Raw genomic sequence first — 24201 nt, 5'->3', positions numbered from 1 at the left:
GAAGGGTTGTCGGCCGCCCCCGGCGCCCAATAGCGCACGGGCAGCCCGGCGTATCGCTAACCCGCGAGCTATAGGAACTCAACGAACGCTTGGTACAGACCGACTTCGAAGCTGTCCAAGTCACTCTCTGACGCCCGATTCAGGCGCTCCAGCAAGTGATCCATTGTCTCTGCGTTGTAACTGCGACCTTGAAGGATCTTCATCGCCACCTGACTAGGCAGGCCGTAGTCCTCCACTTCTGCTACAAAGCGCGGCATGAAATAACCCTTCGCCGAAGTCGCGTATGCTGAGTAGTCGCATTCGGTAGTCCCTGCCTCCTCAAGGATCGGCCGCACAATACTATCCAACGCCATGAGTAGGCGCGGAAAGGTGAAGCCCGGCCAGTACCTCAAGAAGTCTAGGACATTTTCGACTGCGTCGTCAGGTTCTGGCGTCTCGTACGGATTGGCGAGTTCACGTGAAATCAATTCGTGCACATCACCTTGCGCACCGTTCACGACGTTCATCCTCAAGGCTAGCTGACGTGCAGACGCGACACCGTGCGCACGACCCTTGATCGGATGAAGAAAATTAACAATTAGTTCACAGCAAGCTTCGAGTTCCTCGTACTGAGGCCACCCACTCCAAGCCAGTTTTTCCGCGAGCCGCGAGACGTTGCGGCGCACATACTTCGCGAGGTTGATCTGACTCTGCGGATCAAGACCACTATTCTGTTTGAGTACATCCAGGGGGACTTCAGTTTGCGAGCGGTACCTTTCGATTCTCTCACGCGAACTTGGCAGCAATCCGGGGTCATCAACTTGAATCAGCAGGCTGTCAGGAACGCTAGGACCTTGACTGTATAGCGGAAAATCAACGGTGGGAAGGTCTTCCCGAGGCGGTGCCCTGAATAGAAAAACATTCCCAACGAAGTGCCGCATCATCCTGCCTGACCGACCCTTAATGTTGGAGAATGTGAAGAAATCGAGGTTCTTGCGGTTCAGCTTATGGTCGAATACGATGACGTTCTTGGCTGATGTATTCACCCCTTCAATCAGGGTCGACGTACAGACCAGGAATTTAAGGTGACCTGCATTGAAAGCACTGATCTGATACTGGGCCAACGCTCGCGGGATCTTCCCATGGTGGATGCCGATTCCCTTCGGGATCGATCGACACAGCAGCCAATCAGGGTGATAGTTTTCTCCGATCCAGTCGGCGGCGGGTTGCAGTTCTGGGGTCAGCTCTCCGATGCCAGTCGCAATCAGATGTCGTGCCACAACCCGAGCCCGTGCAGGAGACTGACAATAGATAAGAGTCGGTCCTTCCAGACTCGCACACAAGTCAGAGAGTGCCTCCAGCTCTCCACCCTTCGGAGGAGTGGGCATGAGCTGTACATCGCTGACGACAGTCGCAAAGCTTGTGGAGATGAAGCTTGCTACAAAATCCTGCGGTAGCGATGAAGCTAGCGCGTGGATATTCGGCCCTGCCAGATAGAAGGCCGCCCCCGTGCGCATCAACCTTTGGAGTGCTTGGTTTAGCAGGATTCCACGGTCAGCTTCCCCTCGACTGATGTCGAGCTTATAGAACTCGTCAATCATGAACAGGTCGAGTTCGGGGATTTCAGGGAGGTCGAGAAAGCGTTCCTGCGTCATAACCAGCAGATTTCTATCCCTCAATGCCTGGGTCGGGTGCGTGATAATCCGGTATCGTTCTCGGAATCGAGATAGCCGCTTACGCGTCTCATCAATCAGCGCGATGGTTGGAAGCACGACCGCGACATTGGAGAACTTCCCAGAAGCGATTAGCGCATCAAGAACCAAGCTCTTACCAAAGCTCGTCGGCGCACTAAGGATCACATTTTCTCCGGACATCAGTCTCCGGTAGACCTTAGCCTGAACCTCATGGAATACGACGTCCTCGTTATCGTAGTCCAACGGGCGATGAGCCTCATAAGCGATCAGATCGGGTAGAGACAGGTTGGCTGGGGTGGCGTAAGGGAAGAGCCCAACAGTGCGTAGTAGCGAATCCAGCAATTCCCTGTAGTCATTGAATTGCGATGGCTGGTCCAGAATTCGGAGAAGCAATTCCCTGGCGGATTCTTGGTGTTTTCCATCGCGAATGAGGTGAGAGATGAGTTTGAGAATTTCAAACTGGCGCCCCTCCGGCCGGCCGCGGGAAAGCAAGTCACGGGCTGCGGGAACGGTCAGGCCGTTAGTTCCTGCCAAAGCCTTAGCCTTTCATCCAGAGCATCAACCAGGGCCTTTTTCAGATGCAGTGGTACAAGAATCAAGCGGATGCGCACTTTGTGAGGGAGGCCAGCAGCAACAAAAGATTCCCAGCCTTTGCGAACTTCTTCCTCGAATGCGATCCTGTAAGCTTCTTTGGTCTCGCTCGACCTTTCGGGATCACCGGATATTTCTGCAACGCGCGCCGCTACGGCCCGGCTGTCGTACGTCAAAAGGACTGGTATGGTGATGTTTTCAAAAATCTCATCAAGACTGACATCCTCGTGAATCATGCTGAGCATTTTGGGAGCATGCTTCCAAGATCTGTCAATTTTCCCTTCAACCGCAAGGAACTCTGCGCGAAGGTAATCTGAGTCGATGTGGTCGTGAAGCTCGGTGACGACATCTCTGATGGCGCTGCTCAATCGATTGTAAAACTTTACCTCACCCAGCCACAGCTCCAGCCCTGTGCCGTTGTCCACGATGTGGACGGCATCAAATCCCTTCACAGTCTCATTGGCGCCGTCTTTGAAGTAGATCTTACTGACCGCTGCTTCGGTATTGAAAACTTCACGGAGGGCCATATGTAGAAGAAGTTCGCCGAACTCGCCTCTCCTGGCATATTTCTCGGACGTGTAGATCTTGCGCATTGCGCGACCTAGCATCAGCATGCCTGTGTCCGAGTTGAATTCCTGGCGTTCGGAATATGGCAAGGCGAAGTCGATTACGTCGTCAAACAACCTCTTGGCCAGCTGCCGGGTCCGCCACTGCCCAGATTCGAAGCCAGCGCAGACCCCGGACAGGGGCGGATCGATGGAAGCGTCATCCACGATCACCTCAAGGAAAGCGCGTCGTACCTGCACCTGGGTGGCCCCCCGAGGGTTGTCTCAGTAGGGTCTGCCTCCCTCTCTCCCCAGGGGGCGGACCCGAAGCGTCAGACCAATGATGCCGCGTTTGACCGCTCCCGTCTGCAACCTCATCGATGCCATGGTCATTGATGCGAGTTGAGCCTGCTCCCCCAAAGCCGCAACGGCGTCTGTCGTCATACTTCGACTCTAGGACGGGGCACTGACAACAGCCCCTATGACGTGACGACGCACGGCCGACTCACCGCAGGAGACGGTGGCGGGCAGGATGGCCTTGGCTCCCGACGTGCGACGGGGACGCGACGCACAGCCGGAGAGTCTGGGGCGTCCGTGGGCCGTTGAAGGAAGACGTGGAGCGACCAACAACGACGCACAACGGCCATCCGATGGCGGACCCGCCCTGTCTAGTCGCCGAACGTGTCAGGCTGCTCCGGTCCGACGCCACTTCCTCAGCAACAAGAAGCAGGAGCGAGGCCACGGATTAAGGAGCGGCGGCAGCACTTGCCGGTCCCGGGCATAGCCCCCGCGGCACTGATTAGTGTCCGCTCGGTGTCGGATGCGGCGGGGCGTTCCTTGCCTCAGATCTTCCGCGTCGAGGGGCGGGAAGTGGCGGAGGCGCGACCGCGGCGAAGTTCGAAAGCGTCTGCCCTTGCTGGACAGAGGAGGGTGGGCCCGGCCCTGTGATGGTGAGGGCCAACGATCACGGATCGTTGGCCCTCACCGAGGTGCCGGTACCTGCGCCGCATGCTGTGCAGGCCCCTATGAAGGCCAAGCCTCGGTCATCACGAAGGAGACGGCCGTTCCGCCGAAGTGGCTCGGGGCGCACTTCCAGGATGCGGCGAGGGAGTCGACCAGCAGCAGGCCGCGTCCGTGTGTGTCGTCCGTGTCCGGCCGGCGGAGGTGTACGTCTGCTGGGAGGCCCGGGTTGTGCACCGTCACGCGCAGCGAGTTTCCTTCCCGGAACCATTCGACCCGGACGAGCCACTCCTCGTCCGAACGGCCGTAGAGAACCGCGTTGGTCACCAGCTCCGAGATCATGAGCACGCAGTCCTCGACCGAACAGGTCGGGCAGTACGGCGCGATGAATCGCCGGAACCAGCGGCGGGCCCGGGAGACAGACTCGGGCGTCGGAGGCAGGGCCATCATCCCGAGCCGCGGTGATTCCTCACAGGGGTGCCGGTCGATAACAAAGGTCATACGCGCTCACCTCATGCCGCTGCCACCACTACCAGTACGGACGAGGCGTCCTTGCTGACGACGGCAGGCAGACACCCCTCGGCCGGAGAGGCCAGACAGCCTCTCTAGACATCTTGAGGATTCTCTACATCTCTAGAGATGTCAAATGCCCAGTCCGGGTTCTGGGTTCTGGCCGCTGCGCTGCTCGTACCGTGCGTGCGTCCGAGCGGCTACGGGCAGCAAGCGAGCCCCCGACCTATGGCCTACGGTGTCTAGAGAAGCGAGGAGGACTCCGGAATGGCCACTACCGACGACGACCGTCGGCCCAAGTACCAGCGGATCGCGGACTCCCTGCACGAGGCGATCCAGTCGGGCGAGTACGGTCCCGGCGATCGGCTTCCGGGGGAGAACGACCTCATGACCACGTACGGCGTGGCCCGTATGACGGCCCGCCAAGCCCTGAGTGTCCTGAGGGACGAAGGTGTGGCGGAAGCGCGCAAGGGCGCCGGTGTGTTCGTCCGCGACTTCCGGCCCATCCGCCGCCGCAGCATCGACCGCCTCGCCCGCGACCAGTGGGGCAGCGGCCGGTCCGTCTGGGCGGCGGACGTCGGGGAGCGGGTGCTTGAGGTCGACCGGATCAGTGTGTCGGAGGAGAGGGTGCCCGAGCGGGTCGGCGTGGTGCTGGATCTCACCGACGACGCGGCGGTCTGCGTACGGCGTCGGCGGTTCGTGCTGGACGGCAAGCCGGTGCTGCTCGCGACGAGCTATCTGGCCATGTCCCTGGTGGCCGGGTCCGCGATCACGCGGGAGGACACCGGGCCGGGCGGGACCTACGCCAGGCTCGCCGAACTGGGCCACGAGCCGGTGCACTTCCGTGAGGAGATCCGCTCCCGTATGCCCTCGAAGGACGAGGCGGCCGAGCTGCGCGTGTCCGCGGGGACTCCGGTCATCCTCGTCTGCCGGACCGCCTACGCGGCCGAGGGTCACGCCGTCGAGGTCAACGAGATGACCCTCGACGCCGCCTCGTACGTCCTGGAGTACGACTTCGACGCGGGCCGTTGATCCGTACGGCGACGCCTTCAGGAACGGGTCGGCGGCGTGCCCTTCGGCACGAAGAGGCTCAGCCGGAACGTGGTGGGCTGGGTCAGGCGCCCGCAGAACCGGTCCATCCGCACCGCCGTCCAGTCGATCCGCGGGTCCGACGCCCGCAGGCGGCGCAGGCCGGTGTGCCACTCCGACTCGTCCTGCGTCTCGAAGAGCACTTCCCAGCGGCCCGCCTCGGGCGCGAACCGGGCAGCCGCCCGCCGCGCCTCGTCCTGCGATCGGCGTCTTCTGCTGCGCTGCCCCGGCATCGGTCCAGCATCGCTGCGCCCTACCAGCAGGGCAAGGCCGGGACTGGTCGGTGATTCCGGCAGCGCGGGCGGCCGTGCGGCGAGGTCGTCCGCGATCTGGTTGATGCCGGTCTCGGTGGTGACGTCGTGTGCGCGGCGGGTGGTGTCGCGCCGGACGTTCTCGCAGCCGCCTTCGTCCAGCACGGCGACGCAGATGTCGCCCGTGCCGTTCAAGTCGCTGTCCTCGCTGTCCTCGCTGTCCTCGCTGTCCGCCCAGGGGTACCCGGCGGCCACAGGTGCGTCCTCCCATGCGCTGGTCGAATCGGTGACCGGCAGCGCACGACCGTGACCGGTGGGCGGATCGCAGCCACTGATGGACCGCCGCGGCATGGACGGCCGCCTCGAAACGGACCGCGGGCACGGAACGTTGCGATTGGGCTTCTGCCGGCTTGAGTTGCAGGTCCGCCTGGAAGCATGGGCGTGACTGGTGCTGTCTCGGGGGTATTTCGATGAGCGCGTCTGACGGACTTGCCTCGGCCGTGGTTCAGCTGATGGCGACAGCAGCGACAGCGGCTGCCACCGGCGTCGGCAGCACCGCCGCCTCGCTGGTCGGCGATCTGGTGCGCACCCGGCTCGCGGGCGCCGGGCAGAACGCCGCCGTGGCCACGTTCGACGCGGCACCGCAGGAGCCTGCGGCCCAGGCCGTCCTCCACAGCGCCCTGGTGACCGTGATGGCCGCCGACCAGCCCTTCGTCGTCCGGCTTACCAGCGTCATGCCCGCCCCGGAAGAGGCGCCCGCCCCGGCTCAGCCCGCCAACGTCGCTTCCGGCGGCGGCATCACCGTCCAGGGAACGGGGAACAAGGTCCGGGGCAACTTCGCCGGCCGCGACCAGATCATCAACAACATCCGCAACGGCGACGCCCGGACGCTCGCGGTTCTCACCCTGGCCGTCCTCATCCTGGCGCTCGCCGTGTACGGAGGTGTCCGGCTCGGCGGCGCGCAGCTCCCGCAGGACGGCGACGCACCACCGAGCAGCGCGCCTTCCGTGTCCCGCGCGACGGGTGCCGCTCTGCCGCCGACCACGGCGACGGTCCGCCGGATCCTCCCCGACCGGAAATCCGTGGACAGCCGTGCCTTTCCGCAGGCCGAAACTCCGCACATCGCCACGTCCGCGGCCGGACTGTTCCTCTGCCGTGCCGCACCCGAGTGCCAGAAGAACGCCACCGCTGTTGGCGGTGTGGAGTACGACCCGAAGGTGACGAAAGACAGCAATCCAGGCAATCATGCCGAATTTCTAGTAGTGGCGTTCCCTGACGCCACGACCGCTCATCTCGCGTACGTGGATCTCGTGGACGGCGGCATCGAGAAGGGTCTCGCTTTTGAGCACGAAATCGCTGGTCTGGGCGACTACGGCGAGGAGAGCCAGGGCTTCTCGTCGGACAGCGGGCCCACGGCGTCGATGTACAACCGCGTTTCGGTGTTCCGCTACGGGGCCTTCATCGGCATGGCACACCAGTTGGACGACGGGACCCCGGAGCGCGTCGGACGCCTCCGGCAACTGTCCACGATCCTTGCCGACCGCATGGCGAAGGCCGACGCAGGTCAGATCCCGTGACCGCCGTCGCCGACCCGGAGACCTCCGGACCGGAGGTCGCCTTCCCGGCCCCGCCGCCGCGCGGATAGGGTGCCGCCGTGCAGCGGATCCTGGTCGTGGGCGTCACCGGTGCGGGCAAGTCGACGCTCGCCCGGTCGGTCGGCGCCCGCCTGGGGGTGCCGTACCACGAGATGGACGCGCTGTACTTCGCCGGTCCCGGCTGGGCCGTGAACGGACGGCTGGCCGAGGACGTGGGCAGGATCGCCGACGCGTCCCGCTGGATCATCGACTCCCTCGGCTACCCGGAGGTCCGTGACCTGCTGTGGGAGCGGGCCGACACCGTGCTCTGGCTGGACTACCCCCGGCACGTCGTCATGCCCCGCGTGCTGCGCCGCTCCCTGCGCCGCACGGTCACCCGCGAGGCGCTGTTCGGCGGGAACCGGGAGACCTGGCGGGGGTGGCTGAGCCGGGAGCACCCCGTGTGGTGGTCCTGGGCGCAGCACGGGCCCCGCCGCCGCGAGGTGGCCCGCCGTACGCGCGCCCCGCGCTTCGGCCCGCTCACCGTCCACCGCTTCGGGCACCCCGCCGACACGGCGGCCTGGCTGGACGGCCTCTGAGCGACGGCCTGCCCCTGCTTCCGGATCCCGCCCCACGGCCTCTGACCGTCGGGCAGGGCGCGGCCACGGCGCCCGCCCGCCCCGCCCGCAGCCGACACCCCCCAGCCGACACCCCCGCCTGCCGCTACGCTCTGGCCAGGACCACCTCGATCCGACGGGAGACCGGGATGACGGCGCCGGGGCGCAGGAGCAGCACCTTCACACGGCTGCTGCGGCACGGCTTCACCGATGCCTCGGCCGCCGAGCGGAGGCTGGACGGCCCGGAGCTGGCCGGGGTCCGCGACGACCCGGTGCTGCTGGAGGCGCTGGGCGCCACCGCCGACCCGGATCTCGCGCTGGACGGACTGGTCCGGCTGCTGGAGGCGCAGCCCTCGCCGGCCGCCCGGCGGGAACTGCTGGACACGGTGATAGCGGCCAAACCGCTGCGCGACCGGCTGCTCGGCGTGCTCGGCGCGTCCGCCGCGCTCGGCGAGCACCTGGCGCGGCACGCCGGTGACTGGCAGGCGCTCGTCACCTACGAGCCGCGCGACCTGCACCCGGGCGTGGAGGAGTTCGAACGGGGGCTCGCCGGGGCGGACGACCCCGTCGCGCTGCGCGTCGCCTACCGCCGCTGCCTGCTGTCCATCGCCGCCCGCGACGTCTGCGGCACCACCGGGATCGCCGAGACCGCCGCCGAACTGGCCGACCTCGCCACCGCCACCCTGCGCGCCGCGCTGCGCATCGCCGGTGAAGAGGCCCCCGAGGACGCCGCGCGGTGCCGGCTCGCCGTCATCGCCATGGGCAAGTGCGGCGGCCACGAGCTGAACTACGTCTCCGACGTGGACGTCATCTTCGTCGGCGAGAGCGCCGAGGAGGACGGCGACGAGACCGAGGCGCTGCGCGCCGCCACCCGCCTCGCCGCGCGGATGATGCGCATCTGCTCCGAGACGACCGTGGAGGGCAGCATCTGGCCGGTCGACGCCAATCTGCGGCCCGAGGGGCGCAACGGACCGCTGGTGCGGACCCTGAGCAGCCATCTCGCCTACTACCAGCGGTGGGCCAAGACCTGGGAGTTCCAGGCGCTGCTGAAGGCCCGCCCGGTCGCCGGGGACGCCGGGCTGGGCGCCGCCTACGTCGAGGCGCTCTCCCCGCTGGTCTGGCAGGCCGCCGAACGGGACAACTTCGTCGCCGACGTGCAGAAGATGCGCCGCCGCGTGGTGGCGAACATCCCCGTCGCCGAGGTCGAGCGCGAACTGAAGCTCGGGCCGGGCGGACTGCGCGACGTCGAGTTCGCCGTGCAGCTGCTCCAGCTCGTGCACGGCCGCGCCGACCCCTCGCTGCGCAGCGGCACCACGCTCGACGCCCTCCAGGCCCTCGCCGCGGGCGGCTACGTCGGCCGCACGGACGCCGGACGGCTCGACGAGGCGTACCGCTTCCTGCGCTTCATGGAGCACCGCATCCAGCTCTACCGGCTGCGCCGCACCCATCTGCTGCCCGAGGACGACGCCGGACTGCGGCGGCTGGGCCGCTCCCTGGGGCTGCGCGCCGACCCGGTGGCCGAGCTGACCCGCGAGTGGAAGCGGCACACCGGCGTCGTACGGCGGCTGCACGAGAAGCTGTTCTACCGGCCGCTGCTCGACGCGGTCGCCCAGCTCGCCCCCGGCGAGGCCCGGCTGAGCACCGAGGCGGCCCGCGAGCGGCTGGTCGCGCTCGGCTACGCCGACCCGGCCGCCGCCCTGCGCCATCTGGAGGCCCTGGCCTCCGGCGTCACCCGCAAGGCCGCCATCCAGCGCACCCTGCTGCCGGTGCTGCTGGGCTGGTTCGCCGACTCCGCCGATCCGGACGCCGGACTGCTCAACTTCCGCAAGGTCTCCGACGCGCTCGGCAAGACCCCCTGGTACCTGCGGCTGCTGCGCGACGAGGGCGCCGCCGCCGAGAACCTCGCCCGGGTCCTGTCCGCCGGGCGGCTCGCCCCCGACCTGCTGATGCGGGCACCGGAGGCGGTGGCGCTGCTCGGCGACGGCGGCGGCGGACTCGGACCGCGCGGCCGGGCCCAGCTGGAGCAGGAGATCCTGGCCGCCGTCGGCCGCGCCGAGAGCGCCGAGCAGGGCGTCACGGCCGCCCGCGGGGTGCGCAGACGGGAGCTGTTCCGCACTGCCGCCGCCGACATCGTCGGCTCCTACGGCACCGAGGCCCAGCCCGCCGAGACCGACCAGGGCCCCCTGGTCGACCAGGTCGGCGGCGCGGTCTCCGACCTGACGGCCGCGACCCTCGCGGGCACCCTGCGGGCGGTCGTGCGCGGCGGCTGGGGCGACACCCTGCCCACCCGGTTCGCGGTCATCGGCATGGGCCGCTTCGGCGGCCACGAACTGGGCTACGGCTCCGACGCCGACGTCCTGTTCGTGCACGAGCCGCGCGAGGGCGCCGACGAGCGGGAGGCCGCCGACGCCGCCAACCGGGTCGTCGCCGAGATGCGCCGGCTGCTCCAGCTCCCCAGCGCCGACCCGCCGCTGCTCATCGACGCCGATCTGCGCCCCGAGGGCAAGTCGGGTCCGCTGGTGCGCACCCTCACCTCGTACGCGGCGTACTACCGGCGCTGGTCGCTGGTGTGGGAGTCGCAGGCGCTGCTGCGGGCCGAGCCGGTGGCCGGGGACGAGGAACTGGGGCGGCGGTTCGTGGAACTGGTCGACCCGCTGCGCTATCCGGCGGCCGGCCTCGGCGAGGACGCGGTGCGCGAGATCCGGCGGCTCAAGGCCCGGATGGAGTCCGAGCGGCTGCCCCGGGGCGCCGACCCCAAGCTGCACACCAAGCTCGGGCCCGGCGGCCTCTCCGACGTGGAGTGGACCGTGCAGCTCCTCCAGATGCGGCACGGCGCCGAGGTGGCCGCACTGCGCACCACCCGCACCCGGCAGGCCCTCGCGGCGGCGCGGGCGGCCGGGCTGGTCACCGAGGAGGACGCCGCCGTCCTGGACGAGGCATGGGTGCTGGCCACCCGGGTGCGCAACGCGGTGATGCTGGTGCGCGGCCGGGCCGGCGACACCTTCCCGACCGAGCCGCGGGAGCTGGCCGCGGTGGGGCGCTACCTCGGGTACGGGCCCGGTCACGTCGGCGACATGCTCGACGCCTACCGGCGCACGGCGCGCCGCGCCAGGGCCGTGATGGAGACCCTGTTCTACGGCACCTGAGCCGTGCTACGGCACCTCAAGTCCCGTACGACTGCGATCCCGCCCCCGCCCCTGCCCCCGCCGGCCGCCGGGGCGCCGTCCTGGGCAGGGCGTGCGGCAGGGCGCCGTACCAGAGGCGGGCGACGGTGAGGCCGAAGGCGAGGCAGAGCACTCCGCCGACGGCGTCCAGCCAGAAGTGGTTGGCGGTGGCGACGATGACGACCAGGGTAGCCACCGGGTAGAGCGCGGCCAGCACCCGCACCCACGGGACCGTGGCCAGGGCCAGCAGGGTCAGGCCGCACCACAGGGACCAGCCGATGTGCATGGAGGGCATCGCGGCGTACTGGTTGGACATGTGCTTGAGGTCGCCGGAGGCCATCGAACCCCAGGTGTGGTGGACCTGGACGGTGTCGACGAAGCGGCCGCCGGACATCAGCCGGGGCGGCGCCAGCGGATACAGGTAGTAGCCGAGCAGGGCCACGCCCGTGGTCGCGAACAGGGCGAGCCGGGCCGCCGCGTACCGGCCGGGGTGGGTGCGGTAGAGCCACACCAGGACACCCACCGTGATCACGAAGTGCAGGGTCGCGTAGTAGTAGTTCATCCCGACGACCAGCCAAGTCACCGTGTTCACCGTGTGGTTGACCCACTGCTCGGCGGCGATGCCGAGATGGTGCTCGGTGCGCCAGACCCAGGCGGCGTTGCGCAGGGCGGCGGCCTTCTGCTCCGGGACGGCGTTGCGGATCAGCGAGTACGTCCAGTAACTGACCGCGATCAGCAGGATCTCGAACCAGATGCGGGGCCGGCGCGGGACACGCGCCGGTCTCGCGGGCCGGGGGCGTCCGGTGTCCGTGACGGGGTACGGACGGGCCTCTTCGGGATCTTCCGGTCGGCGCACGGTCGTATCACCCATAGCCGCAGAGTCTGCCAGAAAAGCCGTCCCGCGGCCCTCATCCCGCGGCCCGGTCCCGCCCGCATGTTGTTCTCATGCCGTCCGTCCGGATCCGGTGGGGGAGCGGCCCGGCACGATCCGGACGAGCGGCCCTAGAACCGGGTCCGGGGCGCCGACGCCGTCGAGCCGCGGACCACCAGTTCGGGCATGAACACGAACTCGCTGTGCGGCGCGGGCGTCCCGCCGACCTCCTCCAGCAGGGTGCGCACCGCCGCCTGCCCCATCGCCGGGACCGGCTTGCGGATCGTGGTCAGCGGCGGGTCGGTGAAGGCGATCAGCGGGGAGTCGTCGAAGCCGACCACGGAGAGGTCCCGGGGGACGGCCAGGCCGTTCTGGCGGCCCGCGCGGATGGCGCCGAGCGCCATCATGTCGCTGGCGCACACCACCGCGGTGCAGCCGCGGGCGATCAGTGCCGTCGCCGCGGCCTGGCCGCCCTCCAGGGTGTACAGGGAGTGCTGCACCAGCTCCGTCTCGATGAGGTCGGGCGCCAGGCCCAGCTGGTCCTGCACGGCGCGGACGAAGCCCTCTATCTTGCGCTGCACCGGCACGAAGCGCTTCGGCCCGAGGGCGAGGCCGACGCGGACATGGCCCAGCGAGACGAGATGGGTGACCGCGAGCGTCATGGCCGCGCGGTCGTCGGGGGAGATGAACGGCGCCTGCACCTTCGGGGAGAAGCCGTCCACCAGCACGAACGGCACGCCCTGGGCGCGCAGCCGCTCGTAGCGCTCCATGTCGGCGGTGGTGTCCGCGTGCAGTCCGGAGACATAGATGATGCCCGCGACCCCGCGGTCCACCAGCATCTCGGTCAGCTCGTCCTCGGTGGACCCGCCGGGGGTCTGGGTGGCGAGCACCGGGGTGTAGCCCTGCCGGGTCAGCGCCTGCCCGATCACCTGGGCGAGCGCCGGGAAGATGGGGTTCTCCAGCTCCGGGGTGATCAGGCCCACCAGACCCTCGCTGCGCTGGCGCAGCCGCACCGGACGCTCGTAGCCGAGGACGTCGAGCGCGGCCAGCACGGACTGGCGGGTGGTGGCGGCGACGCCCGGCTTGCCGTTCAGGACGCGGCTGACGGTCGCTTCGCTCACCCCCGCCTGCGCGGCGATGTCGGCAAGCCGTGTGGTCACAGGAGTGGACTGTACCGGTTGCATGTCAGACTGCCCACCAGACGGCGCAGTCGCGGGGCAGTTGCGTCAAGTCGGGGCCGGGGACCACGTCTGAGCTGGCCAGCAGCAGGGTGCCGGGGGTGGGCACGGCGAGGGGAGCGGCGGTCAGGTTGACCGTGCAGACGAAGGAGCCCTCGCCGGTGTCGCGGCGGAAGGCGAGCACTCCCTCGGGGCTGTCCAGCCAGGTGATCCGGGTCCCGGCGCCGAGCGCCGGGTGCTCGCGGCGCACGGCGAGCGCGCTGCGGTAGAACTCCAGCGTCGAGTCCGGGTCGCCCTGCTGCGCCTCGACCGTCAGCTCCCGCCACTCGGCGGGCTGCGGCAGCCAGCTCGGGCCGCCCTCGACGGGACCGAAGCCGAACGGCGGCTCCTGCCCGGACCACGGCAGCGGCACCCGGCAGCCGTCGCGGGTGCCGTCCTGGCCGGAGCTGCGGAAGAACGCCGGGTCCTGGCGCACCTCGTCGGGCAGGTCGACGACCTCGGGCAGGCCCAGTTCCTCGCCCTGGTAGAGGTAGGCCGAGCCGGGCAGCGCCAGCATCAGCAGGGTCGCCGCGCGGGCCCGGCGCAGACCGTCGGCGCCGTCGCCCGCCGCCAGCCGCGTGGAGTGGCGTACGACGTCGTGGTTGGAGAGCACCCAGGTGGCGGGCGCGTGCACGGCGTTCATGGCGCGCAGCGAGCGGTCGATGACGTCGCGCAGCTCGGCGGCGTCCCAACCGGTGGTCAGATACGAGAAGTTGAACGCCTGGTGCAGCTCGTCGGGGCGCAGGTACAGGGCGCTGCGCTCCACGGTCGGCGTCCACGCCTCGGCGACCGCGATCCGCCCGCCCGTCGCCCGCCACCGCCCTTCCGAGGAAGGCCCTTCAGGCCCTGATTCGTCTTCGGCGTACTCCTCCAGGATCCGCCGCCAGCTGCGGTAGATCTCGTGCACGCCGTCCTGGTCGAAGTACGGCACGGCCTGGGTGCCCAGCAGCTTGACCTGCTCGTCGTGGCCGATGTCGGGCAGTCCGGCGGCCTTGACCAGGCCGTGGGCGACGTCGATGCGGAAGCCGTCGACGCCGAGGTCGAGCCAGAACCGCAGGATGGAGCGGAACTCGTCGTGGACGGCCGGGTGCTCCCAGTTGAAGTCGGGCTGCTCGGGCGCGAAGAGGTGCAGGTACCACTGGCCCGGGGTGCCGTCCGGTTCGGTCACCCGGGTCCAGGCCGGGCCGCCGAAGATGGACTCCCAGTCGTTGGGCGGGAGTTCGCCGCCCGCGCCCTTGCCGGGGCGGAAGTGGAAGCGGTCGCGCAGCGGGGAGCCGGGGCCCTCGCGCAGCGCCTGCCTGAACCACTCGTGCTGGTCGGAGCAGTGGTTGGGGACGACGTCGACGATGACGCGCAGCCCCAGCGCGTGGGCGTCGCGGACCAGGTCGTCGGCGTCGGTGAGGGTGCCGAACATCGGGTCGATGGCCCGGTAGTCGGCGACGTCGTAGCCCGCGTCGGCCTGCGGGGAGGCGTAGAACGGGGACAGCCAGACGGCGTCGACACCGAGATCGCGCAGGTAGGGCAGCCGGGCCCGGATGCCGGGCAGGTCGCCCATCCCGTCGCCGTCGCCGTCGGCGAAACTGCGCGGGTAGACCTGGTAGATGACCGCGTCGCGCCACCACTCCCGGCGCGCGGCGGCGGTGGGGGCTTCGGCGGGGGCGGTGTCGGTGACGTGCTGGGTCATGGATTCCCTTAGGGGTGCGAGGGGAACGACAGGGCGCGTGCGCGCGGCGGCGGGAGGGGCCGCCGTCCGGGCCGCGCTCAGGACTTGGTGCCGCCGGCCGTCAGACCGGACACCAGGCTGCGCTGGACGAGCAGGAACACGAGGGCCGCCGGGATGGTGATGATGATCGCGGTGGCGGAGGTCCACGCCCAGTCGGGGCGCTGGTCCTGCGCGAAGGTGCGGATGCCGACGGCGAGCGTGTAGTGGTCGGACTGCATGAACTGCGTCGCGTAGGCGACCTCGCCCCAGGCGGTGAGGAAGCTGTAGAACGCGGTCACCGCCAGGCCCGGCCTGGCCAGCGGCAGGATCAGCCGCCAGAAGGTGCCGATCGGGGTGAGCCCGTCCACCCGGCCCGCCTCGTCTATCTCCTTGGGGATGGTGTCGAAGTAGCCCTTCATCATCCAGGCGCAGAACGGCACCGCCGTGGTCGCGTACGCCAGGATCAGCCCGAGGTAGTTGTCCAGCAGGTGCAACTCGGACATCAGCAGATAGAGCGGCACGATCAATACGATACTGGGGAACATCTGGGTGACCAGGAAGGTCCACATCAGCTGGCGGCTGCCCGGGAACCGCATCCGGGACACGGCGTACCCGGCGGTCGAGGCGAGGAAGACGCCGAGCACGGTGGTGCCGCCCGCCACGACGACGGTGTTCAGGAACCACTTCGCCAGGTCCGAATGGGCCAGTACGTCACTGTAGTTGTGCAGGCTCAGATGGCTGAGCACCTGGCCCGGCTCCTGCCAGGCGTTCTTGGGGCCCAGCGAGATGAACAGGATCCACGCCACGGGGAACGCGGCGATCACGGTGGCGAGGACCAGGGTGGCGTGCAGGACGACGGAGACCCAGGGGGCGCGCTCCTGGCGGCCGCGCACCCGGCGCGGGCGCGGGGCGGCGGGGCGGGCGGGGGCGGCGGGCGCGGCGGGGCCGCTCTCGTGCGTGGCTGCGGTCATGGCGAGGGCTCCTTACGCCTGCTCGGACTTCAGGGTGCTGCGGCGGTAGAAGGTCGAGAAGGCCAGCAGGAGAGCGAGGATGATGATCCCGTAGGTGGCCGCTCCCGCGTAGTCCGAGATCCCGTTGAAGGCCTTGTGGAAGGCGAAGGTGACGAGGATGTCGGTGTCGCCGGTGGTGTTGTTGCCCAGCAGCAGGTAGATGACGTTGAACATGTTGAACGTCCAGATGCAGCCCAGCAGGATCACGGTGTTCGACACCGGCTTGAGGCCGGGCAGGGTGACGTTCACGAAGCGCTGCCAGGGGGAGGCGCCGTCCATCTCGGCGGCCTCGTACAGCTCCTTGGGTATGGACTGGAGCCCGCCGAGCAGCGCGACCATGTTGAACGGGATGCCGATCCAGACGTTGACCATGATGACGGCGGCCTTCTGGGCCAGCGGGGTGCCCAGCCAGTTCTGCGCCGGCAGGCCGAGGGCGGTGATGACCTCGTTGAAGACGCCGTACTGGGAGTTGAGCATCAGCCGCCAGGCGAAGACGCCGATGAAGGAGGGGACGGCCCACGGCAGGATCAGCAGGGCGCGGTAGAAGCCGCGCAGCCGCATCTCGCGGTTGAGCAGCACCGCCAGCGCCATGCCCAGACCGACCTGGAGCACCACGCAGGACACGGTCCACACGACCGTCCACACCAGGCGCGGGTAGAAGTCGCCGTCCGCGCCGGACAGGACGTGCCAGTAGTTGTCGAGGCCGACGAAGTCGTAGGTGGCGGGCCGGTGGAAGGCGCCGATGGTGCTGGCGACGTTGGACTCGTTGGCGTTCGTCAGCGACTGGTAGAAGCCGTAGCCCAGGGGGTACAGCACCAGCACGGTGATCACGAGGGCGACCGGGGTCACCATCGCCCAGGCGTACCAGTACGTGTCCCAGGACCGCCGCAGCGCCGAGGCGCGGGCGGGGCGCGGGGGCCGGTCACCGCCCGCTGTGGTGCGGTCGTCTCCGGTGCTCGCTGCGGTCGTCATGGTCATCGGCTCTCTCGCGGACGAAGTCGGGTGGTTCCGCGGCCCCGGGGAGCCCCGGTCGGGGCGGCAGCGGGGAGTCGGTTCCCCGGGGCTGCGTGTCTTCGGCTGCCGTGCGGCGACGGCGGGGGCGGCTGCGGCGGGTGCGGTCAGCCGACGGAGTAGCCGGGCAGGAGCTTCTGGAACTCCTTCGCGGTGGCGTCGAGGCCGCCCTTGACCGACTGGTCGCCCTGGAGGACCTTCACGTAGTTCTGCTGGAGCGGGGTGAACAGCGAACCGACCTGCGGCAGGGCCACGCGCGGGCGGGCGGTCCGCTCCAGGAGCGGCTTGAAGCCGGCGATCTTGGGGTCGGCGGTGACCTCGGAGGTGTACGCCGAGGTGCGGGTCGGCAGGGTGCCGGTGCCCTTGGCGATGGCGATCTGGCTCTCGGTGGACGTCATGAACTGCGTGAACAGATAGCTGGCGTCCAGGTTGCCCGAACCCTGGTAGACCGCGAGGTTGTGGCCGCCGGTCGGGGCCTGGGCCTTGCCGCCGGCGCCCGCCGGGACGGCGGCGAAGCCGAGGTTGGCCTCGTCGCCCTTGAACGCGCTGCCGGTCAGGTCGTCGCCGACCGACCAGGGGCCCTGGATCAGCATGGCCACCTTGCCGTTCTTGAAGGCGGTCTGCATGTTCTGGTAGGCGTTCGCGAAGTCGACCTTCATCGACGCCTCGTCGTTGATCTTCTTCGCGGTGGTGAGCGCGGTGACGGCGGCGGCGTCGCTGATGGTGATCTTCTTGGCGGACGGGTCGGCCAGGTCCGCGCCGTTGCTGTAGAGCAGCGGGAGCAGGAAGTAGGAGTCCGGGTTGACGTAGGTGCCGTAGGCCCCGGTCTTCTGCTTGATGGTCTTGGCGTCGGCGATGAACTCGTCCCAGGTGGCCGGGGGCTTGGCGATGCCGGCCTGCTGGAGGAGCTTCTTGTTGTAGAGCAGGCCGAGGGTGTCGGTGACCGAGGGGGCGCCGTACGTCTTGCCGTCGTACTTGGCGGTGTTCAGCGGCGTGGCGGTGAAGTCGGCGGTGTCCTTGAGGGCCGGGGTGCCGTCGAGCGGGGCGATGTAGCCCAGCGAGGCGTACTCGGCCATCAGGCCCACGTCGGTGCGGACCACGTCGGGGGCGCCCTTGCCGCTCTTGGCGGCCGACTTGAACTTCTGCTCGACGTCGGTGAACGGGACGCTCTGGTAGTTCACCTTGATCTTCGGGTACTTGGCCTCGAACTGCTTGACCAGGGCCTTGTACGTCGGGGCTTCGGTCGCCGCGTCCGAGGTGTCCCAGTACGTGATCGTCCCGGAGACGTCCTTGGGGTCCTTCGGCTTGCCGGACGAGTCGCTGTCCGACCCGCCGCAGGCCGAGGCGGCCAGCGCGACCACGGTGACCGCGGCGGCGATCGATATGCCACGTCGCATATGAACTCCCTAGATATGGGCCCGGATCATCCCTTGGGAGGACCGTGGGTGCCGTCTGTCCCGATCGACGGCCGCCGGGCGCGGGAGGAACGTAGCAAGGCTGCAATCCCTTGCGAAAGATGTTGCAAGAAAATTTCCGCACGGTCCGGCAAGCGTGACATTTTCGTTACCGCAGGGTGTCGGGTCAGATCGCCGACGGACACGTACTGCCCGTGCGGCGGGGAGTGCGGGGGCCGGCTCCGCCGGGGCGGGTGAGGGGGCGTCGGAGGTCCGATCCTGAAAGTTCTTTCCATGGTTTTCATGACTCTTGCTGCAAGCGATTCACCGGGGATACGGTCTCGCCCGGCGACCACCGGCACGTTCACCGTCCAGGTCCTAGGGTGACCCCGTCGCCACAGCCGGAACCAGGAGCCAGGACACCGTCGTCGGGCCGGACGCCGAGGGGCACGCGATCGTGCACGTCAGCGTCGGTCTGCTGGCCGGGCGCACCGAGGAGACCAAGGCACGGCTGGCGGAAGCGGTCCTGGAGGCGCTGCGCGCCCATGTGCGGCCCGTCGAGGGCCTGGTCCTGCACGCCTCGGCGGAGATCCGCGACCTCGACGCGTCCTACCGCAAGTACGAGACGGAGAGCTGAGGACGGCGTCCTTTGAGCAGACCCTAGGAGGCGAGCCGGAGGAGCCGGCCGAGCAGGTCCGCGAAGGGGCCGTCGGCCGGCTCCGCCGTGAACACGCCGCGCAGCAGCGCGGTCAGCTCCTCGTCCTGGGCGGCGGCGACGGCCAGCAGCGCGGCGAAGTCGTGCACGAGCTGGACCTCCAGCTCGGCGCGCGGCACCCGGCGGCCGTCCAGCCAGAGCAGCGCCGTCGACTCGGCCAGGGAGATCCAGGAGCGCACCACCAGGTCCAGGCGCGCGGGCGGGTCCTGCACGCCGAGATGCGACAGCAACTGGTCGTAGGCCACCTGCCGGACGGAGTCGATGAGGGCGTTGGTCGTGGTCGAGCCGACCGCCGGGCCGCCCCGCATCAGGGCCGAGAAGCCGGGCCCGTGCGCGTCCACGAAGTCGAAGAAGCGGCGCATCACCCGCAGCAGCCGCAGCCCCAGCGGGCCTTCGCGCGGCTCGGTGAACCGGTCGGCCAGATCGTCCGCCGCCCGCCGGAGCGCCGCCTCGTACAGGCTGACCTTGCCGGGGAAGTAGTGGTAGACCAGCGGGCGCGATATGCCCGCCGCCGACGCTATCTCGTCGATGGAGACATCGTCGGGGGAGCGCCCGCCGAACAGTTCGAGGGCGACGCCGATCAACTGCTCGCGTCGTTCCTCGACTCCCATCCTGCGCCGCACCCCGGTGGTCATGTGCCCACCCTACCGACCGGATCCGGCCGCGAACGGTCCGGACCGGCCACGGTGTTCGTCCGGTCCGTCCCGCGGTCCGCCGTCCGCACCGGAGCGGGCCGTGCCTCACATGTCGAGCACCAGGCGCTCGCCGCGCGCCCGGGAGACGCAGATCAGCAGGGAGCCGCCCCGCTCGGCGTCGGTGAGCAGTTCGTCCCGGTGGTCGACCTCGCCCTCCAGCACCCGCTGCTCGCAGGTCCCGCAGAAGCCCTGCTCGCAGGAGTACGCGGTGTCCGGCAGCGCGGCGCGCACGGCGGCCAGCACGGAGGTGTCCGCGGGGACGGTCACCGTGCGTCCGCTGCGCCGCAGTTCCACCTCGAAGGCGTGGTCCCCGCCCGTCGCGGCGCGTGGCGCGAACCGCTCCAGGTGCAGTGCGGTGCCCTCGGGCAGCCGCTCGGCCACCGCCGCCATCAGGCCCTCAGGCCCGCAGCAGTAGACGGCGGTGCCCGCGGCGAGGCCGGTGAGCAGCGCGTCCAGATCGGGGCGGCCGTGCTCGTCCCCGGCGGCCACGGTCACCCGGGTGCCGTCCGGATCCAGTGCGGCCAGCTCCGCCAGGAACGGCATCGAGGCCCGGCTGCGCCCGCAGTACAGCAGCCGCCAGGGGGCGTGCCCGCCGAGCGCCCGCAGCATGGGCAGCAGAGGGGTGATGCCGATGCCGCCCGCGACGAAGACGTAGGAGTCCGCCTCGGTGAGCGGGAAGCGGTTGCGCGGGCCACGCACCTCCACCTCGGCGCCCTCGGCGAGCTGTTCGTGCACCTCGCGCGAGCCGCCCCGGCCGTCCTCGATCAGCCGGGTGGCCACGGTGTACGACGAGTCGTCCGCCGGGTCGCCGCACAGCGAGTACTGCCGTACGAGTCCGGAGGGCAGCACCAGGTCGAGGTGGGCGCCGGGCTCCCAGCGGGGCAGGCCGTGCCCCTCCAGGCGCAGCCGTACGACGCCCTCGGCGACCGTCTCGCGCGCGGTGACACGCAGCCGCAGGGCCCGCGAACGCGGCCGGCCCGAGACCGGCTCGTCCAGGGCGGGCAGCGGCCACAGCGGGGACGCCTGGATACGGCGGCGCAGGGCGCGGCGCGCCAGCACGGCGGCGCCCGCGACCGCCAGGACCGTCCGCAGCCTCGGCGGCTTCGGGCTCACACGGTCTCCTTCTGGGCCTGTTCGGCCGCGAGCGCCGCCGGGGAGGTGGCGAGGTAGGCGACGGCCTGCTCGGTCGAGCCCTCCTGGGAGGGGTGGTAGCCGCGGGCGAGGTAGGTGGGTATGGAGCGCAGCATGGCGCCGGTGGCGGGCAGGGTGCCCCGGCGGCCGGCGCGGTGGAAGTCGCGCAGCCGGGCCCTGCCGTCGAGCAGTGTCGGGTCGTTCTCCATGAAGAACCGGGCCCCGCGCTGCCACAGGAAGACCAGCGCAGTGAAGGCCGTCGCCCAGGTGCGGGCCCGGCGCCGGTAGTTGCCGTCCACGTGCTGGAACAGGTCGAAGGCGACCGAGCGGTGCTCGACCTCCTCGGCGCCGTGCCAGCGCAGCAGGTCCAGCATGGTGGGATCGGCGCCGCGCCGGTCGAGTTCGCCCGCGTTGAGGACCCAGTCCCCGAGGAAGGCGGTGTAGTGCTCGATCGCCGCGATCAGCGCCACCCGCTCCATCAGCCACCAGCGCCGGGCCGCGCCGGGCGGCAGCGTCCGGTCCCCGAGCAGCTTCTCGAACAGCCAGTCCACCTGCGCGGTGTACGGGGTCGGGTCGAGCCCCAGCTCCCTCAGGTGCGGCAGCACCTCGTCGTGCGCCTGCGAGTGCATCGCCTCCTGCCCGATGAACCCGAGGACGTCCTCGCGCAGCCGCTCGTCGCGGATGTAGGGCAGCACCTGCTTGTACACGTGCACGAACCAGCGCTCCCCGGCGGGCAGCAGCAGATGCAGCACATTGATGGTGTGCGAGGTGAACGGGTCCCCGGGCACCCAGTGCAGCGGCGTGCCCTCCCAGGAGAAGGACACCTTCCGTGCCTTGAGCGGCACCCGGTCCTGCGTGTGAGACATGGCGTCAATGTACTGACGGGTAGGGCGTCCGGGAACCCCTTGGCGCCACCTTGTTGACGTTGATGTCAGTAAGCGGGGCGGCGGCCGGGCCCGACAGGCCCTAGTGCAGCGCCTCCAGCGTGCCGCCGCCCTCCAGGGTGCCCTTCAGCTGCGCCTGCGCGCCCTGCTTCGCCCGCGCCGCGAGCAGCGGACCGGTCGCAGTCGCCGAGATTCCGCCGGTCGCGGTGACCGAGGCCGTGTCCGCGTCACCGGCCGCGAGCAGGTACCAGGTGCCCGCCTTCGACTTCCACAGCACCCCGGCCAGCACGTGCGGATCGCGGGCGCCGCACGCCGGTACGTCCTCGGCCCTGGCCGCGACCGCCCCGTACGTCCCGCCGGGCACCCGGACCTGGGCCAGCACCCGCGGACCGGCGCCGCGCCAGGTCTCCGTCCGGGTGCACACCCACGTGGCCGTGCCGCCCGCCCCGGGCAGCGGCTGCTCGGCGAACCGCCAGGCGTTGACCGACCGCACGCCCTGCCCGCGCACCGCGCCCAGCGAGCAGGCGAACGGCGCCCAGGCGCGCAGCCCCGCCGCGCTCGCCGCGCCGTGCGGGGCCGCCGGGCGCCCCGTGGTGAGCCGGGCGGGCACCAGCTCGCCCAGATCGCTCAGCAACTGGCTGCCGTCGTCGCCGGTCAGCCGCAGCACCCGCCAGGAGGTGCACGCCCCGGTCTGCCGCGCGGTGCCGGCCAGCGGCCCGGTCACCCCGTCCGAGAGACCCAGGTCCAGCGCGGTGGACGTCGGCTTCAGCAGATCGCGCTGGGCCGCCGTACGGACCCAGGGCGCCGTCAGATAGCGCACATTGCCGTCGGAGCGGTCCAGCACCACCGCCGACGCCTCCGGGCCGCTCGCGCCGTCCACCCGGGCGAAGTCGAGGGCCGCCCCGGCCGCGGAGTCCTGCGGTTCGGCGTAGCGGACGATGCGCAGCCCGTCGTAGAGGATCACCACGCGCGCGGCGTCGACGGTCCCGGCGTAGAGCAGTTGCGGCGGTCCGGCGGGGCCGCCCGAGGCGGTGCCGGGCGTCGCCGAGACCCGGACCGCGCCGCCGGGCCGCGCCCACACGGCCAGCGCCCGGCGCAGCAGGGACGCGTCCCCGGTCAGGTCGCCGCGGGCCGGCCACACCGAGAAGTCCAGCCGCGCCGAGGTCCGCCAGGCGGCCGGGGCGGCCCGGGTGAGCCGGCCCGGGTCGAGGGCCGCCTCGGCGGCCGGGTTCTGCGCGTAGGCGGGCGCGGCGGCGCCGTCCGGGCCCCAGCCGCCGCCGGGCAGCGCCACCAGCGCGCCGCACACCGCGAGCGCCGCCGCTGCGGCCAGCGCCGCCCGGGTGTGCTGCCTGCGCCGCAGCAGATCGGTGGGCCGCGCCTGGAGCGAGCACGGGTCGAACTCGGGGGACTCCAGCAGCGCGTGCCGCGCGGGCAGCCGGTCGGCCTGGCGCAGCGCGGCGCCCGGGTCGGCCACGCCCGCGGACGCCAGCACCTGGCGCACGACCGCGTCCGGGAGCCGTTCCAGGCCGCGCAGCACATAGGCGGCGCGGGCCGGGGCGGGCAGGGACGCCAGCCGCTGGTCCAGGGCGAGTTCGTCGGCCCCGCCCGAGCGCGGGAAGAGCCGCAGCCCCCACACCTGCGGGAGCAGCGGCGGCAGCGCGGCGCGCCGCGGCCACGGCCCGCGCTTGGCCGCCCGGCCCGCCTCCAGCGCCGTACGGAGCACCTGGCGGCGCAGATAGGCGTAGCCCGGGTCGCCGTCGTCGCCGTGCGACTGTGCCGGGATCGCGGACGCCGCCGACCGGCCCCGGGGCAGCGCCCGCTGGGCGAGCGAGTGCGCGGTCAGGACGCGCCTGCTGCGGCCGAGCCCCGGCGGCAGCACCAGATAGGCGATCCGGACCAGCCGCGGATAGTGCTCGACGAGCGCGGCCTCGGCCTGCTCGACACCGGCGGCGGGACGGGAGGCGGAACGGGGGTGGCGCGGGGCGACGTCCTGTGACTGCACGTCCAGCAGAACGAGCAAAGGAGCGGTTGGTCACCGCCCACGTGCCTCAGTCCTCCGAAGCCACCAGCAGGCGGGCGTAGTTGGCCATCGAGCGCTGATAGCGCGGCAGATGCGGGGCGAGGGCGCCCAGCACCAGGGACAGGCCCTCGCGGTCCCGGCCGAGGGACGACAGGCACAGCGCCAGGCAGGCGCGTACCGCGTCGTCCAACTCGTCAGAGGGAGCGTCCAGTTCGGGGGTGAGCAGCTCGACGCCCTCCTCCGGGTGCCCGGTGTTCCGCAGCGAACTGGAGAGCTGGATCTTCGCGCGGCGGCCCCGGTAGCCGTCGAGCCCGCGCGCCAGCGCCTCCCGGTACAGCGGCACCGCCCGGTCCGAGTGCCCGGTGGAGTCCCACGCGCAGGCCCGCTCGAACGGTCCGAGCGGGCTGTCCTCGGGCAACTCCGCGACGAGCGCGTCGACCTCCGCCCGGAACGCGGGCGCCGCGCTCTCGGGAAGATCCCCGAAGCGGGCCCATGCGGCGGTCACGCGCTCTTCCCAGTCCTGGTCCATCGGGCCACTCTCGCACACCCGTTTGCCTGCGGCGGGGGCCGCTCGTCG

Annotated in this window: 19 protein-coding genes and 1 pseudogene; 5 read left to right on the top strand and 15 right to left on the bottom strand. The window is 70.3% G+C overall.

Going from position 1 to position 24201, the window contains the following annotated elements:
- Positions 1-68 precede the first annotated feature (68 nt).
- The 3 genes from A8713_RS32040 to A8713_RS08585 form a co-directional block, all read right to left on the bottom strand.
- On the bottom strand, positions 69-2207 hold the full coding sequence (locus A8713_RS32040; protein ID WP_159393075.1) for a DEAD/DEAH box helicase: 2139 nt from the start codon (positions 2205-2207) through the stop codon (positions 69-71).
- The gene (locus A8713_RS08590; protein WP_216826766.1) at positions 2186-3037 is read right to left on the bottom strand and encodes a HamA C-terminal domain-containing protein; all 852 of its coding nucleotides are present in this window, start codon (positions 3035-3037) and stop codon (positions 2186-2188) included. The genes A8713_RS32040 and A8713_RS08590 overlap by 22 nt, the downstream gene beginning before the upstream one ends.
- A gap of 795 nt (positions 3038-3832) precedes the next feature.
- A complete protein-coding gene (locus A8713_RS08585) occupies positions 3833-4270 on the bottom strand; it encodes an ATP-binding protein (protein ID WP_064532752.1) in 438 nt (145 codons plus the stop codon).
- 276 nt (positions 4271-4546) lie between these two features.
- Between A8713_RS08585 and A8713_RS08580 the strand changes: the two genes are divergently transcribed.
- Positions 4547-5311, top strand: coding sequence for a GntR family transcriptional regulator (locus tag A8713_RS08580; protein ID WP_064532750.1), 765 nt, complete (start codon positions 4547-4549; stop codon positions 5309-5311).
- A 17-nt stretch (positions 5312-5328) separates the two neighbouring features.
- Here the strand turns inward: A8713_RS08580 and A8713_RS34900 are convergent, their stop codons facing one another.
- A complete protein-coding gene (locus A8713_RS34900; RefSeq protein WP_443069704.1) occupies positions 5329-5874 on the bottom strand; it encodes a hypothetical protein in 546 nt (181 codons plus the stop codon).
- A gap of 245 nt (positions 5875-6119) precedes the next feature.
- On the opposite strand from A8713_RS34900, the gene A8713_RS08570 reads away from it, so the two are divergent.
- The 3 genes from A8713_RS08570 (at position 6120) to A8713_RS08560 (ending at position 10956) form a co-directional block, all read left to right on the top strand.
- Positions 6120-7196, top strand: coding sequence for a hypothetical protein (locus tag A8713_RS08570; protein ID WP_064532748.1), 1077 nt, complete (start codon positions 6120-6122; stop codon positions 7194-7196).
- A 77-nt stretch (positions 7197-7273) separates the two neighbouring features.
- A complete protein-coding gene (locus A8713_RS08565; protein WP_064532746.1) occupies positions 7274-7792 on the top strand; it encodes a hypothetical protein in 519 nt (172 codons plus the stop codon).
- A gap of 167 nt (positions 7793-7959) precedes the next feature.
- Entirely contained in the window at positions 7960-10956 is a 2997-nt protein-coding gene (locus A8713_RS08560; RefSeq protein WP_064532744.1) for a bifunctional [glutamine synthetase] adenylyltransferase/[glutamine synthetase]-adenylyl-L-tyrosine phosphorylase, read from the top strand.
- Between the two features lie 16 nt (positions 10957-10972).
- Here A8713_RS08560 and A8713_RS08555 read toward each other — a convergent pair whose 3' ends face one another.
- The 6 genes from A8713_RS08555 to A8713_RS08530 all read right to left on the bottom strand — a co-directional run bounded on the left by A8713_RS08555 (position 10973) and on the right by A8713_RS08530 (position 18182).
- Positions 10973-11845: a phosphatase PAP2 family protein gene (locus tag A8713_RS08555; protein ID WP_064532742.1), complete on the bottom strand. Its 873-nt coding sequence runs from the start codon at positions 11843-11845 to the stop codon at positions 10973-10975.
- Between the two features lie 131 nt (positions 11846-11976).
- Positions 11977-13005, bottom strand: a complete 1029-nt coding sequence (locus A8713_RS08550; protein ID WP_064532740.1) for a LacI family DNA-binding transcriptional regulator — start codon at positions 13003-13005, stop codon at positions 11977-11979.
- Positions 13006-13030: 25 nt separating this feature from the next.
- Positions 13031-14746 (bottom strand): glycoside hydrolase family 13 protein, encoded by a 1716-nt coding sequence (locus tag A8713_RS08545; protein WP_064532738.1) that lies wholly within the window; start codon positions 14744-14746, stop codon positions 13031-13033.
- A 77-nt stretch (positions 14747-14823) separates the two neighbouring features.
- Positions 14824-15735, bottom strand: coding sequence for a sugar ABC transporter permease (locus A8713_RS08540; protein ID WP_064532736.1), 912 nt, complete (start codon positions 15733-15735; stop codon positions 14824-14826).
- Positions 15736-15747: 12 nt separating this feature from the next.
- Positions 15748-16746: a carbohydrate ABC transporter permease gene (locus tag A8713_RS08535; protein WP_079159248.1), complete on the bottom strand. Its 999-nt coding sequence runs from the start codon at positions 16744-16746 to the stop codon at positions 15748-15750.
- Between the two features lie 146 nt (positions 16747-16892).
- On the bottom strand, positions 16893-18182 hold the full coding sequence (locus tag A8713_RS08530) for an extracellular solute-binding protein (protein WP_064532735.1): 1290 nt from the start codon (positions 18180-18182) through the stop codon (positions 16893-16895).
- A 406-nt stretch (positions 18183-18588) separates the two neighbouring features.
- On the opposite strand from A8713_RS08530, the pseudogene A8713_RS08525 reads away from it, so the two are divergent.
- Positions 18589-18816: pseudogene (locus tag A8713_RS08525) on the top strand (5-carboxymethyl-2-hydroxymuconate Delta-isomerase); the annotation flags it as partial.
- Positions 18817-18839: 23 nt separating this feature from the next.
- Here A8713_RS08525 and A8713_RS08520 read toward each other — a convergent pair.
- From A8713_RS08520 to A8713_RS08500, 5 genes are all read right to left on the bottom strand, one after another.
- Positions 18840-19529 carry a TetR/AcrR family transcriptional regulator gene (locus A8713_RS08520; RefSeq protein WP_079158880.1) on the bottom strand — a complete coding sequence of 230 codons (690 nt, stop codon included), beginning with the start codon at positions 19527-19529 and terminating at the stop codon, positions 18840-18842.
- Between the two features lie 105 nt (positions 19530-19634).
- Positions 19635-20702: a PDR/VanB family oxidoreductase gene (locus A8713_RS08515; RefSeq protein ID WP_064532733.1), complete on the bottom strand. Its 1068-nt coding sequence runs from the start codon at positions 20700-20702 to the stop codon at positions 19635-19637.
- Positions 20699-21586 carry a metal-dependent hydrolase gene (locus A8713_RS08510; RefSeq protein WP_064532731.1) on the bottom strand — a complete coding sequence of 296 codons (888 nt, stop codon included), beginning with the start codon at positions 21584-21586 and terminating at the stop codon, positions 20699-20701. The genes A8713_RS08515 and A8713_RS08510 overlap by 4 nt, the downstream gene beginning before the upstream one ends.
- 100 nt (positions 21587-21686) lie before the next feature.
- The gene (locus tag A8713_RS08505) at positions 21687-23606 is read right to left on the bottom strand and encodes a hypothetical protein (protein WP_064537327.1); all 1920 of its coding nucleotides are present in this window, start codon (positions 23604-23606) and stop codon (positions 21687-21689) included.
- Positions 23607-23652: 46 nt separating this feature from the next.
- Positions 23653-24153 carry a tetratricopeptide repeat protein gene (locus A8713_RS08500; protein WP_173860817.1) on the bottom strand — a complete coding sequence of 167 codons (501 nt, stop codon included), beginning with the start codon at positions 24151-24153 and terminating at the stop codon, positions 23653-23655.
- Positions 24154-24201: the final 48 nt, after the last annotated feature.

The sequence above is a fragment of the Streptomyces sp. SAT1 genome (assembly GCF_001654495.1).
Taxonomy (GTDB): Bacteria; Actinomycetota; Actinomycetes; order Streptomycetales; family Streptomycetaceae; genus Streptomyces; species Streptomyces andamanensis.
The sequence above is the reverse complement of the archived record's forward strand: the minus strand, read 5'-3'. Positions and strand labels throughout refer to the sequence as shown.

Coding starts and splice junctions, on each gene's coding strand:
- A8713_RS08585 (WP_064532752.1), bottom strand. CDS start 4,270: ATGACCTTTGTTATCGACCGGCACCCCTGTGAGGAATCACCGCGGCTC.
- A8713_RS08540 (WP_064532736.1), bottom strand. CDS start 15,735: ATGACCGCAGCCACGCACGAGAGCGGCCCCGCCGCGCCCGCCGCCCCC.
- A8713_RS08530 (WP_064532735.1), bottom strand. CDS start 18,182: ATGCGACGTGGCATATCGATCGCCGCCGCGGTCACCGTGGTCGCGCTG.
- A8713_RS08545 (WP_064532738.1), bottom strand. CDS start 14,746: ATGACCCAGCACGTCACCGACACCGCCCCCGCCGAAGCCCCCACCGCC.
- A8713_RS08500 (WP_173860817.1), bottom strand. CDS start 24,153: ATGGACCAGGACTGGGAAGAGCGCGTGACCGCCGCATGGGCCCGCTTC.
- A8713_RS08555 (WP_064532742.1), bottom strand. CDS start 11,845: ATGGGTGATACGACCGTGCGCCGACCGGAAGATCCCGAAGAGGCCCGT.
- A8713_RS08535 (WP_079159248.1), bottom strand. CDS start 16,746: ATGACGACCGCAGCGAGCACCGGAGACGACCGCACCACAGCGGGCGGT.
- A8713_RS08580 (WP_064532750.1), top strand. CDS start 4,547: ATGGCCACTACCGACGACGACCGTCGGCCCAAGTACCAGCGGATCGCG.
- A8713_RS08560 (WP_064532744.1), top strand. CDS start 7,960: ATGACGGCGCCGGGGCGCAGGAGCAGCACCTTCACACGGCTGCTGCGG.
- A8713_RS08520 (WP_079158880.1), bottom strand. CDS start 19,529: ATGACCACCGGGGTGCGGCGCAGGATGGGAGTCGAGGAACGACGCGAG.
- A8713_RS08510 (WP_064532731.1), bottom strand. CDS start 21,586: ATGTCTCACACGCAGGACCGGGTGCCGCTCAAGGCACGGAAGGTGTCC.